This is a genomic window from Acinetobacter pittii, from assembly GCF_034064985.1.
GTDB lineage: Bacteria > Pseudomonadota > Gammaproteobacteria > Pseudomonadales > Moraxellaceae > Acinetobacter > Acinetobacter pittii_H.
In genome coordinates this window covers 728,017-740,113 of the sequence record NZ_CP139249.1, presented here as the reverse complement: position 1 = coordinate 740,113, position 12,097 = coordinate 728,017, and the positions used below count along the sequence as shown (strand labels likewise).

General features: G+C 38.3%; 11 protein-coding genes and 1 tRNA gene. 4 read left to right on the top strand and 8 right to left on the bottom strand.

The window, feature by feature from the left end:
- Positions 1–50 precede the first annotated feature (50 nt).
- The 3 genes from SOI76_RS03575 to prpF all read right to left on the bottom strand — a co-directional run bounded on the left by SOI76_RS03575 (position 51) and on the right by prpF (position 2,739).
- On the bottom strand, positions 51–419 hold the full coding sequence (locus SOI76_RS03575) for an MmcQ/YjbR family DNA-binding protein (RefSeq protein WP_104079860.1): 369 nt from the start codon (positions 417–419) through the stop codon (positions 51–53).
- Between the two features lie 58 nt (positions 420–477).
- Positions 478–1,389 carry a polyprenyl synthetase family protein gene (ispA, locus tag SOI76_RS03570; RefSeq protein WP_104079861.1) on the bottom strand — a complete coding sequence of 304 codons (912 nt, stop codon included), beginning with the start codon at positions 1,387–1,389 and terminating at the stop codon, positions 478–480.
- Positions 1,390–1,551: 162 nt separating this feature from the next.
- Positions 1,552–2,739 (bottom strand): 2-methylaconitate cis-trans isomerase PrpF, encoded by a 1,188-nt coding sequence (prpF, locus tag SOI76_RS03565; RefSeq protein WP_104079862.1) that lies wholly within the window; start codon positions 2,737–2,739, stop codon positions 1,552–1,554.
- Between the two features lie 378 nt (positions 2,740–3,117).
- On the opposite strand from prpF, the gene SOI76_RS03560 reads away from it, so the two are divergent.
- Both SOI76_RS03560 and SOI76_RS03555 read left to right on the top strand, forming a co-directional pair.
- A complete protein-coding gene (locus SOI76_RS03560) occupies positions 3,118–4,497 on the top strand; it encodes an amino acid permease (RefSeq protein WP_004789335.1) in 1,380 nt (459 codons plus the stop codon).
- Positions 4,498–4,556: 59 nt separating this feature from the next.
- Positions 4,557–4,629: transfer RNA gene (locus SOI76_RS03555), tRNA-Arg, on the top strand.
- 13 nt (positions 4,630–4,642) lie between these two features.
- Here the strand turns inward: SOI76_RS03555 and hchA are convergent.
- From hchA to SOI76_RS03535, 4 genes are all read right to left on the bottom strand, one after another.
- Positions 4,643–5,518 carry a glyoxalase III HchA gene (gene hchA, locus SOI76_RS03550; RefSeq protein ID WP_104079863.1) on the bottom strand — a complete coding sequence of 292 codons (876 nt, stop codon included), beginning with the start codon at positions 5,516–5,518 and terminating at the stop codon, positions 4,643–4,645.
- 208 nt (positions 5,519–5,726) lie between these two features.
- A complete protein-coding gene (locus SOI76_RS03545; RefSeq protein ID WP_104079864.1) occupies positions 5,727–6,737 on the bottom strand; it encodes an NAD(P)H-quinone oxidoreductase in 1,011 nt (336 codons plus the stop codon).
- A gap of 32 nt (positions 6,738–6,769) precedes the next feature.
- The gene (gene yqhC, locus SOI76_RS03540) at positions 6,770–7,666 is read right to left on the bottom strand and encodes an AraC family transcriptional regulator (RefSeq protein ID WP_104079865.1); all 897 of its coding nucleotides are present in this window, start codon (positions 7,664–7,666) and stop codon (positions 6,770–6,772) included.
- A 159-nt stretch (positions 7,667–7,825) separates the two neighbouring features.
- Positions 7,826–8,644 carry an undecaprenyl-diphosphate phosphatase gene (locus SOI76_RS03535; RefSeq protein ID WP_016143164.1) on the bottom strand — a complete coding sequence of 273 codons (819 nt, stop codon included), beginning with the start codon at positions 8,642–8,644 and terminating at the stop codon, positions 7,826–7,828.
- A 353-nt stretch (positions 8,645–8,997) separates the two neighbouring features.
- On the opposite strand from SOI76_RS03535, the gene SOI76_RS03530 reads away from it, so the two are divergent.
- Positions 8,998–9,798 (top strand): PaaX family transcriptional regulator C-terminal domain-containing protein, encoded by an 801-nt coding sequence (locus tag SOI76_RS03530; protein WP_104079866.1) that lies wholly within the window; start codon positions 8,998–9,000, stop codon positions 9,796–9,798.
- A gap of 105 nt (positions 9,799–9,903) precedes the next feature.
- Positions 9,904–10,896: a fatty acid desaturase family protein gene (locus SOI76_RS03525; RefSeq protein WP_104079867.1), complete on the top strand. Its 993-nt coding sequence runs from the start codon at positions 9,904–9,906 to the stop codon at positions 10,894–10,896.
- A 48-nt stretch (positions 10,897–10,944) separates the two neighbouring features.
- Here the strand turns inward: SOI76_RS03525 and SOI76_RS03520 are convergent, their stop codons facing one another.
- Positions 10,945–11,970, bottom strand: a complete 1,026-nt coding sequence (locus SOI76_RS03520) for an AraC family transcriptional regulator (RefSeq protein WP_104079868.1) — start codon at positions 11,968–11,970, stop codon at positions 10,945–10,947.
- Positions 11,971–12,097 lie beyond the last annotated feature (127 nt).

Sequence of the window (12,097 nt, the reverse complement as noted above, 5' to 3'; positions counted from 1 at the left end):
GTAATTGAAATTAAAACGGCGACAATCATGTCGCCGTTTTATATTGAGTATTATTGGTTGTTTAATCTTTTTTGATCTTTCAAAGGGAGTTTTTTTACGACCAAGTCATAAGAGTCGCGAATCAAGTCTTGAAGTAAATCACTTGTTAAGTTCTTATGCGGTGTAATCGAAATCCAGTGCTTTTTATTCATATGATAGCCTGGAATAATAAATGAATAGAGTTCTTGATATTCCTGACTTTTATACGGATCACATTTGACATTAATCATTTTGACACCCGCAACTTCTGTAGTCAGCATGAATATTTTTTCTAATATTTTAAAAACTTCATATTCAGGCCCAAATGGATGAGTCTGTTGACTAAAAGGAAGATTTCGTGCAATTTCAATTGCATTTCGATGAAGTTGGGCACCATTCATTCTTTTCTCCTTTATTCATTGAATATGAATAGAAGTTATGAATATTGATTTAATCTTATTAATTGGTACGTGCTAAAAGGAATTGTGAGATATCTACTAATTCTTTTGCATCGTCACCAAAATGAGCTAAGGCTTCAAAAGCTTGATCATGCAATTCTTTAGCATAGGCCTTTGCTTGTTCGAGCCCCATTAAGGCTGGGTATGTCGATTTTTGTACTTGCTCATCTTTACCTGCAGTTTTACCCAAGGTTTCGGTACTCGAAGTAATATCGAGAATATCGTCTAACACCTGAAAAGCCAAACCAATCGTCTGCCCATATTGACGTAACTTTGGAATTGCTTGATCTGTTCCAGAGAAAATGGTCACGGCACCCATCATAATAGCCGCTTGAATGAGCGCACCAGTTTTATTGCGATGGATATTTTCAAGTTCGTTTTGAGTAATTTGCTTGCCTTCAGCTTGCAAATCTAAAACCTGTCCAGAGACCATTTTAGAGCTGGCAGTTGCTAAAATCTGCATTTGTTTTAGTACAATTGCGGCATCGGTACCCTGCCCTTGTTCATCGAACAAACGGCTCCCTAAAACCTCAAAAGCCATTGATTGTAAAATGTCGCCTGCAAGCAAAGCCGTATCTTCACCAAACGCAACGTGACAAGTCGGCTGACCACGACGCAGTAAGTCATTATCCATACAAGGCAAATCATCGTGCGCTAGTGAATAACAATGAATAAGTTCAACTGCAACCGCAGCACGGCGGGCCGCAGCAAAATTTGGATTTGGCTGTAAAGAAGCAGTGGCATAACACAAAGCCGGACGCACACGTTTTCCACCAAGCATGACTGCATGGTGTACTGCACTTTTTAGAGGTTCTGGAATTGAAAATGCGGCCAGTGTCGTCAATAAATCTTGTTGAATACGTTGTTGAGCTTGTTTTAAAACATCCGCATTAACTTGAGAGAATGATGACACAGTCGCCTCGATAAAATCAGTAGAGAAATTTTATTGAATGTAATGAAGCATTCATGCGCTACATCATACACGATTCACTGTGAAAAGTGGGTGATGAGTTTTTGAAGGCAACTGTAAAAAAGCCTCTACATGATTGAGAGGCTTTTTCTTATTTAACAACTTTTAGAAGCTGTCACCTGGAACGCGCACCCAACCTTCCATTAACACACGTGCACTGCGGCTCATAATAGCTTTTTTCACGACCCATTGATCATTAATCAGTTCCGCTTGAGCGCCAACACGTAATGTTCCAGATGGATGACCGAAACGTACCGCTTCACGTTCGCCACCGCCCGCAGCTAAATTTACCAATGTGCCCGGAATAGCGGCTGCCGTGCCAATCGCCACTGCCGCTGTTCCCATCATCGCATGGTGTAATTTACCCATCGACAAAGCACGAACCAGTAAATCGACATCACTCTCTGAAACTGACTTACCACTTGAAGCGGTATAGTTTTTAGGTTTAGAAACAAAAGCAATTTTTGGTGTGTGCTGACGCGCTGCTGCTTCTGAAATATCTTTTATTAAACCCATCTGTACCGCGCCATAGGCACGAATTTTTTCAAAACGTGCTAGTGCTGTTGCATCACTATTAATATGATCTTGTAATTCTGTACCTTGGTAACCCAAATCTTCTGCATTTAAGAAAATAGTTGGAATACCTGCATTAATGAATGTCGCTTGGAAACGGCCAATATCAGGAACATCTAATTCATCAACGATATTTCCTGTCGGGAACATATCTCCACCGTCTTCACCGTCATCGGCTGGGTCTAAAAACTCAATTTGAACCTCAGCGGCAGGAAACGTCACCCCATCAAGTTCAAAGTCGCCAGTTTCTTGAACTTGACCATTGGTGATAGGTACATGCGCAATAATGGTTTTTTGAATATTTTTTTGCCAGATTCGAACCGTACATAGGCCATTTTCTGGAATACGATCGGCATCAACCAAACCGTTTGAAATCGCAAAAGAACCAACAGCCGCGGTTAAATTACCGCAGTTACCGCTCCAATCTACAAAAGCTTGATCAATTGAAACCTGACCAAACAAATAATCGACATCATGATCTGGCTGGGTGCTTTTAGCCAGAATAACTGTTTTGCTGGTACTCGAAGTGGCACCCCCCATGCCATCAATTTGTTTCCCATAGGGGTCTGGGCTACCAATTACACGTAGTAAGAGCTGATCTCTTGCTTGTCCTGCAACTTGGGCTTTTTCCGGCAAATCATCAAGCTTAAAAAAGACACCTTTACTGGTTCCACCACGCATATAAGTTGCTGGAATTTTAATTTGCGGTACTGAGCTCATATCAACTGTTATCCTTACTATTATGTTCTTCTATATCAAAACAAGCATTCTTGTTTACCCTTCTCTGCATCTTAAATTGTTTTAAGGCCAAGAGATAGCGATCTGCTTTATACATCAATCGTATTGACGCGAGCATATTTTGAGAATTAAGCAATATGCTGACAATGACTTAATCTAAGCAAAATCTAAGAAAAAAAGTCTATATAAAATTATATTTTTTAGCGCACTTTTCACTTGATATTAAAATATTAAAAGTAAGATTATGATTTTAAATATTTTTTATAATTACTTTTCAGTCACAGCTTATTAATTTGTAGTCTAGGCTAAAATAACTCCATCTATTAGAATAATTTACTTATTCATTGTGAGTGAAGACCTTTGACCAACGAATCTTCTACACTGCAACGAGGACTAAAAAATCGACACATCCAATTAATTGCTATGGGTGGAGCAATTGGTACCGGATTATTTTTAGGCTCGGCGCAAGTGATTCAATCTGCGGGACCATCCATTATTTTAGGATATGCCATTGGCGGCTTAATCGCGTTTTTGATTATGCGTCACTTGGGAGAAATGATTGTTGAAGAACCTGTTGCAGGATCGTTCAGCCATTTTGCGTATAAATATTGGGGGAAATTTCCCGGATTTTTAACCGGATGGAACTATTGGATACTCTACGTTCTGGTTGCGATGAGCGAACTCACCGCGGTAGCCAAATATATTAATTATTGGTGGCCTCATATTCCAGCGTGGACGTCTGTCTTATTTTTCTTTGTCGTGATTACGGCAATTAACCTAACAAACGTCAAATTTTATGGTGAGTCCGAATTCTGGCTCGCTATTATTAAAGTTGCTGCGGTCATCTCTATGATTGTTTTTGGGCTTTATTTGCTATTTACAGCAGATGTAGGCTCAAGCATTTCATTTAGTAACCTTTGGTCTCATGGTGGATTTTTTCCAAATGGCTTTAGCGGCCTCTTCTATATGTTGGCTTTCTTGATGTTCGCCTTTGGTGGTATTGAACTGATTGGTATGGCCGCAGCAGAAGCAAAAGATCCGAAAAAAACGATTCCAAAAGCAATTAACCAAGTCGTTTTCCGTATCTTGATTTTCTATATCGGTTCATTGGCAATTTTACTTTCATTAGTGCCATGGAACCAATTAGATCTTGGCGGTCTCGACAAAAGTCCATTTGTTATGATTTTTAGTCAAATGGGAATTGGTTGGGCTGCACACTTACTGAACTTTATTATTTTAACTGCTGCTTTATCTGTTTATAACAGTGGGATGTTTGCAAATAGCCGTATGCTATACAGTCTCGCTCAACAAGGGAATGCACCAAAAGTTTTTGCAAAAACCAATAAACAGGGGGTGCCTATTCCCGCTGTTCTGCTTTCTGCTTTATTAATCTTTGGTTGTGTTCTTTTAAATTACTTTGTACCTGAAGATGCTCTTGGACATCTTATGTACGTTGTGGTTGGTGCACTTGTTCTAAACTGGGCAATGATATCAATTACACATTTGAAGTATAGACGCTTTGTTAAGCATGCGAATATTAAGACATCTTTTCCAGCGTTATGGTCACCTTTTAGTAATTATTTAGTTTTAGCGTTTATTGCTGTGGTTCTCTATATTATGTGGACTCAAGGCTTCAAAGAGTCAGTAATGATGATCCCTATTTGGATTACGGCAATGCTCGTACTTTTTGACTATTTAAATCCTAAAAAACTAGATTCCATTGAGAATCCGGAAGAATAAATAAATCTAAAAAGCCATTGTCTAGACAATGGCTTTTTTGTTTATAATCAGAAAATTATGCGCCCTTAGCTTAACTGGATAGAGCAGTTGCCTCCTAAGCGACCGACGTGGGTTCGAGTCCCGCAGGGTGCACACTTTTAGTGAATTAATCCTTCACTTCAGCCAGCAATGTTTCAGCTGCAAGTTTGCCTAAATTATGAGAAGCAAGCGGACTATCGCCCGTTAACAATTTACGGTCTCGATGACATTGACCAGTAATGCCAGTGTTCAAAATCTTCACGCCGAGCTTTTCAAGGTTTTCACCGACTAACCACGGTAAAGCTCCAGGCATGTAACCAATATCAATATTCGCTCCCTTATCTAACGAATCAGGGAATACACAAATTTGATAATCTTTAAAAATATAATTCTCAGGCTGTTCATCTACTGCGGCAGCCAGTAACGAAGCTGGACCATGACATAACGTAATAATAAATTTGTCTTGTTCAACTGCCCATTTAAGAACTTTCTTCACTTCAAGGCTATGCGGAATCTTCGCTAATACCCCATGCCCACCCGGAATAAATACAGCCGCATATGGAGAGTTTTCACCGACTACATTTTCTAAAATATCGGCAAGTTTTAACGGATTTTTTAATTTATCTGCATATTTCTGGAAAGTATCTAATACCACTTGTTCTTGTTTTGGCATTGCCCACATTTCAAGTTTGGCTGGATTACCTGAAAGTGTCGCAATATCAATTTCAAATCCGGCATTATCTAAATGGAACATTGGCAAAAGCATTTCTACTGGATGGTTTCCGGTAGAAAAGAACTTACCGTTTTGCATCTGGATATAGCGTTCATCAGTTGCAATCATTAAGACCTTTTTATTGCCCGCATATGGGGTTGAATAGGTTGTGCCATCGTAATCTGTTTTAGGAGAAGTATATTGACTCAGTGAATATGGTGATGGGAAAAAGGCATTATCTTCAGCCAAATCTGGAGTAGGATTTTTATCATCAATATTTGCGGTATTCATTGTTACTATCCTTTTTCATCAGTATGGAAAGAAATAATAAGGTAAGAACCCATTTTTATTTCTTACTCAATTTATAGGTGAAGTTATGGAACTGGTGCAATCTGCCAATAGAATTTGGCAATTTTTATAGAGAAATAGGCAGAATCTAGAATTATAAAATTCAGTTTAGGCGAACCTGTCGTTCGCCCAAACTTCAATGATTACAGTATTACGCATTCATTTCTAAAACGATCTTTCCAATATGATCACCTTGTTCCATACATGCGTGAGCACTTTGTACATCTGAAAAAGCATACGTTTTATAGATTTGTGGTAAACATTTACCTTGAGCCAATAATGGCCATACATGCTCATGCAAAGATTGTGCAATCTCTGCTTTTTCTTGGCTATTACGTGCTCGCATCGTTGAACCCGTAATTGTGGCACGTTTTAAAATCAGTTTTTGTAAATCAAATTCTTTTGCGATTCGACCACCCATAAAACCAATAATGACAAGTCGGCCATCACGTTTTAATAGATTTAAATTTTTTGTGAAATAAGAACCACCCACAATGTCCAAAATGACATCAACACCTTGGTCTTGAGTATGTTTCAAAACTTCTTGCTCAAAATCTTGGGTTTTATAGTTAATTGCTGTGGTGAAACTAGAGAGCGCTTCAACTTTATCTTCACTACCAACCGTAGCAAAAGTTTTAATTCCTAAAGCTTGGCAAATCGCTAAAGCTGTGGTTCCAATACCACTTGCACCGCCATGAATTAGTGCGGTTTCATCTTTCTTTAAACGGCCAATATCAAAAAGATTTGCCCAAACCGTAAAAAATGTTTCTGGAATCGCAGCGGCTTGAGTAAATGATAAATTTTCAGGTATTGGCAATACTTGAGTTGCAGTTACCGCACAATATTCAGCATAACCACCGCCATTTGTTAGGGCGCAAACTTTATCGCCAACCTTGAATTGATTTACTTGTTCACCCACGGCAACCACAACCCCAGCGACTTCAAGTCCGGGTATTTGAGTAACACCTTTAGGCATCGGATATAATCCCATACGCTGCAATACGTCAGGACGGTTAATTCCAGCAGCCTTTACCTCAATTAAGACTTCATCTGCTTGAGGTGCAGGAATATTTGCATCTTGAACTTTTAAAACCTCAGGTCCACCAGGAGCCGTAATTTCAATAATTTTCATGGTTGTTGGAAGGGTCATAAAATGCTCCATGTTTGATTTATATTCCAAAATACTAATCTACATTAAATAATTGAGGACTTGGGTGGCACTCCAAACAGTCGCTTAAATTCTCGGCTAAATTGAGAAGCACTGACATAACCAACTTCATAGGCTGCTTCTGCTACACCCATTTTATTGTCCATGATTAACTCACGTGCCTTATGTAACCGAGTAATTTTGATGTACTGTAAGGGCGAATAATTCGTCACCTTTTTAAAAGTCTGATGAAAAAGCGAGATACTCATGCCCGCTTGTTTCGCCAACTCTTGAACCGTTAAGTTATGATAATAATCACGCTGAATAATTTCACAAATGGTGTAAATCACACCATTTCGACTTGCCATAGCCGATAAGCTCTCGACTAGATTGCCGCCTGAAGCCTGCACCACACGATAAACCAATTCTCTTTTAACTTGCTCCCCCAATATAAAAGTATCTTGTTTAGATCGAAGTAGATTGAGCAATCTGAGAGCAACCTCTGAAATGGTGGCATTCATGTCAATCACTCTAAGTCCACAGCTTAATTTTAAATCTTCCGAGTGAGCATCTTCAGTAATCACTTGTTGCTGTTTATCCATTTTAGTAATGAGATCAGCCATCATTTGTGGTTCAAATTTTATTGCAATCGCCAACATGGGTTCATTATTTTCAACAACAGTATCGCAATCAAACGGTATTGCAATTGAGATAAATAAACACTGTCCTTGTTGAAATTGAAAGATTTCTTTACCAATATACCCTCGCTTTATCCCCTGTATCACTAAAACAATTGAGGGTTCTTGCAGCACGGCAACAGGTGGTGTGGAATGATCTACCCGCATTAAGGTGATGTTAGAGATAAAAGTAGGATAGAGACCTTCTGCTGGAGCCAAGTGCAAAAATGTATCGACCAAATGTTCTGTAAGATGATTTTGCGGCATAGTTTTATTGTGAGGAGTAATCTAATAATCAATATAACAATGAACTTAAAATGAAAACATCTGTCTTGCGTTTACTTTGTATAAATAGGCAATTCAAATCAATTTTTAGGCATAAAAAAACCTAGAGCATTCTAGGTTTTTTTCACTTTATAAGATTCTTTAAGCTGATAAATTAAAGAACATTGCTGCAATCAAAATGATTACACCAAGTACAATTCGGTACCAAGCGAATACACGTAACGTATGACGTTCTACAAACAGTACTAATGCTTTTACAACAAACAACGCGGCAATAAACGCAGCAACGAAACCTACTCCAATATTAATCATATTGTCTGAGGTGAGTACGTCAGCATTTTTAATTAAGTCAAAAGTTGCAGCACCCAACATGGTCGGCATTGCAAGGAAGAAAGAGAACTCTGTAGCAGCTTTACGTGATAAGCCCGCAAACATTCCGCCTACAATTGTTGCGCCTGAACGCGAAGTTCCTGGAATCATCGCCACACACTGAGCAAGACCTACTAAAAGCGCTTGTTTAAAAGTAATTTTAGTCGCATCGAGTGTCTTATGTTCAAACTGTCTAGATTCCACCCAGAAAATAATAAGAGCACCGACAATCAAAGCAATCGCAACCACAATTGGGCTAAATAGAACACTTTTAATAAAGTCGACAGCTAGAACACCAATAATGACTGCTGGAAAGAATGCAATAAGCACACTAATCGCAAAATGACGTGACTCCACATCACCGCTAAAGAATCCCTTAATCAAGTTAATAATTTTTTGTCGGTATAACCAGCACACTGCCAAAATAGCACCTAACTGGATTACGACCTCAAATACACGACCGCCGTCTGAGTGGAAATCGATAATATGACCAAATAAAATTAAATGGCCTGTACTCGAGATGGGTAAAAATTCAGTTAAGCCTTCGACAAAGCCTAAAAACAGTGCTTTTATAACTTCAAAATTTTCCATAACTTGCTCAAAGAAAGTTAATCATTAGAACGACCTAAAATTTGTTTTATCGAAATTGGTAAGTCCCAAATTAGACTTAACATATGTTCAATATCAGATCATTTCTAACGTTTGTGGTTATTGCCCCTAGTTAAAGGCAGTTTATTTAAAGTGCGATAATGTATCACATCATGATGACAAACTTAGGTTAACTATCGTAAAAAGATAAAACTTGGTTAAGAACTGCCAAAGTTTTTCTTGTTATACACAAAGCTTTTTACCTTTACTTACTCTACAAAATGATCTTAAAAAGTCCTTAAAAAAACATGATATTATTCTGATCAAATGCAGCTCATATCAAAAATTCTATCTGAATGAAAAATACCAAAATTAATGCACGCCATCTCATTATCGATTTATTTCTTTCCTCTGCTTATCCTCAGCTCACCATTAAACAAATATTGATTGCCGCTAAACTTTTTAATATGAGTGACAACGGTATTCGTGTGGCTACAACGCGGCTATTAAATGAAGGCATGATAGAAAGTGTAGAACGCGGTATTTATCAACTTTCGCCATCAACCAAAGAATGGGCAAAAGTCATTTTGAATCGTAAAAATGGCATTAAGCAGACTAAAGAATGGCAACATCAATATCTGGCAGTCTTTACTGGAACTTTAGGTCGTATTGATCGGACCGCTTTAAAAAAGAGAGAACGCGCTTTACATCAATTTGGTTTTAGAGAGCTCGAAACTGGAATTTATATACGTCCAGATAATTTAGCGTATAGCTTTGAAAAAACATGTGAAGAGCTCATTTTAGCGGGTCTTGAAAATGAAGCTAAAATTTCTATTATTCAAAAATTTGACTTAAAAACAGTTTCGTTAATTCCTTCTTTGTGGGATACCAAACAGCTTGAAAAGAACTATGAAATCTATAGTCAAGATATCCAAGAATGGCTTTTAAATTATAAAAATTTATCCTTAAACGAGGCCGCCACTCAAGCTTTGTTATTAGGACGTGAAACAATTACCTTACTCATGAATGATCCTCTGCTTCCCCCTCCATTTGTTAACGAACATGCTCGCAATCAGTTTGCTCAAAACGTACAGCAGCTCGATTCGATTGGACAAAAGCTATGGCAAAAACTTTATGAAAATGAATTAGCCCACTAACAGGCGATTTATTTTTTTACAAACAAATATTTCACTTTTTAAAATTTTATGATTATATTTGTAATATAAAATATAAATGCCAAAATCTGATTTGGGAGAATAAAAATGAATGCACAAGTGAGTGTGACCGATCTATTTAGCAGAGAGGAAATACAGGAACTTACACAACCCTCAGATATATATGGTGCTTGGGCTGTTGCAAGCACATGGGCCGTTATTGACGGAACATTTGCAAGCTTAATCATGATGTGGGATTACTTACCGAGCTGGGGCAAATTACTTGCTTGTATGCTAGCTTTGGCCATATTGGCGGGTCGCCAGTTATGTCTAGCAATTTTGATGCATGATGCATCGCATAAAAGCTTGTTCAAAAATAAAAAAATAAATGACTTTGTAGGTGAATGGCTATGTGCCCGCCCAATCTGGAATGATCTACAAAAATATCGCGTACATCATGTTCGTCATCATGCAAAAACATCTACTCCAGATGACCCAGATCTTTCTTTAGTTTCTGGTTTTCCTGTAAGCAAAAAATCGCTTACTCGTAAATTTTTACGCGACTTAACGGGTATGACGGGATTAAAGTTTAGCTTTGGCCGAGTATTAATGGACCTAGATCTAATGAAATGGACCGTTGCAAATGATCAGGTGTGGCTAGATCGAAGCAATAAAGATTTCGTTGACTATGCCAAAAGTCTTATAAAAAACAGTAGTGGTGCCATTGCTACCAATGTTGCTCTTTATGGTGTTTTAAAAGCTTTTGGCCAGCAACGGTTTTATTGGTTATGGCCTTTAGCGTATTTGACACCGTTTCCATTATTTTTAAGAATTCGCTCCATGGCCGAACATGCAGGGATGCAAACGAGTAATACAGCTTTAACTAATACTCGTACTACACGTGCAGGTTGGATTGCTAGAAGTTTTGTGGCGCCTATTCATGTTAATTACCACATGGAACACCATTTAATGGCTTCGGTGCCCTACTTCAAACTGCCGCGTATGCATCGTCTATTGAGAGAGCGCGGCCATGTTCCAGCACCACCTAGCTATTTTGAAGTGATTGATTCACTCTTATCTAAGCCAGAACAATCTAATTAATTGACTCAAATCATAAATGAAAGGCCATGAAATTAAATTTGTGGCCTTTTAACTTAAATCATCCATCTTATGTTTGGTTTGGAAATATTTAGGCGTCATTCCCATCCAGCGCTTAAACGCACGAGTGAAGTGAGAAGTCTCGGCATAACCTAGCATTAAAGCAACTTTTTCGATCGACATGTTATTTTGAGTTAAAAGTTTCTGGGCATGCTTCTTTTTCAGTGAGTCTACCAAGAGCGTAAAACTAGTATCATCAAGAGCTAAATAGCGTTGCAAAGTTCGCTCTGACATATTCATGATTTGAGCCACTTGCCCAACTTTCAATGCCTCAATCTCCCCATCCAAAAGCAATTTTTCAGCAACTTGTTTGACTTGCCCTTTCCAGCCACTTTTTAATTTTAATTTCTCTATATCCCGTTTACATTGTGCATTTAACAACGGCGCTAGCATTGGGTCCGCTGTTAATACAGGCTGTGCTAAATACTCTTTTGGAAATATCCAACGATTACACTTTTGATTAAATAAACAAGTCACAGCCAGTTGATGACTGATTTGGTCAAAACCTATCGGCTCTGGCATTTGTAATTCAACTTTTCCCAAATGAGGAAGTCCTGTTAATTTTTTCGCAATTTGAACAAAACCGACTAACAAAAAAATGTTGGCATTGGGGCTCAGCTGAAATGCATCAACTGGCTGATGAATTGACCAACATGCATCATTATTTTCTTGTTTTAATTCCGGTTTAAAGACCTTACAACGTGAGCCAATGAACTGTTCAAGAATTTTCAGCGCTTCTCCTAAATTTGGAGAAACTATGGCAGCCATTCCGACTGAACCATAGCATGAAGCCGTCATGCTTAAAGCTAAATATCCTGCTAGTGCTGGCTCTTTGCATAACTCGATGGCCCGTTCAATAAGCTGATTTAAGATGTTGAATTCAGCATACCAGTAAGGCTTTTCTAATTGGTCTAAAGTTATTCCACTTCCATCTAAAAGCTGCTCACCAGAGACACCCCTCCGCTTAACAGTCTCGACAATTAAATTAATATAAGTTCCGGGTAATTCTGGATTCATTAGTAACCCATATGAGCAAAATAAAATGGCGCGAAATGGTAAAAACTGTCAGTTCATGAACTATGCCATGCTTTTAAATTGATGCATAGTTATTCAAAACAAAATCCGCTGAATTGCACGAGACAGC

Coding starts and splice junctions, on each gene's coding strand:
- SOI76_RS03575 (WP_104079860.1), bottom strand. CDS start 419: ATGAATGGTGCCCAACTTCATCGAAATGCAATTGAAATTGCACGAAAT.
- prpF (WP_104079862.1), bottom strand. CDS start 2,739: ATGAGCTCAGTACCGCAAATTAAAATTCCAGCAACTTATATGCGTGGT.
- hchA (WP_104079863.1), bottom strand. CDS start 5,518: ATGAATACCGCAAATATTGATGATAAAAATCCTACTCCAGATTTGGCT.
- SOI76_RS03545 (WP_104079864.1), bottom strand. CDS start 6,737: ATGGAGCATTTTATGACCCTTCCAACAACCATGAAAATTATTGAAATT.
- yqhC (WP_104079865.1), bottom strand. CDS start 7,666: ATGCCGCAAAATCATCTTACAGAACATTTGGTCGATACATTTTTGCAC.
- SOI76_RS03535 (WP_016143164.1), bottom strand. CDS start 8,644: ATGGAAAATTTTGAAGTTATAAAAGCACTGTTTTTAGGCTTTGTCGAA.
- SOI76_RS03530 (WP_104079866.1), top strand. CDS start 8,998: ATGAAAAATACCAAAATTAATGCACGCCATCTCATTATCGATTTATTT.
- SOI76_RS03525 (WP_104079867.1), top strand. CDS start 9,904: ATGAATGCACAAGTGAGTGTGACCGATCTATTTAGCAGAGAGGAAATA.
- SOI76_RS03520 (WP_104079868.1), bottom strand. CDS start 11,970: ATGAATCCAGAATTACCCGGAACTTATATTAATTTAATTGTCGAGACT.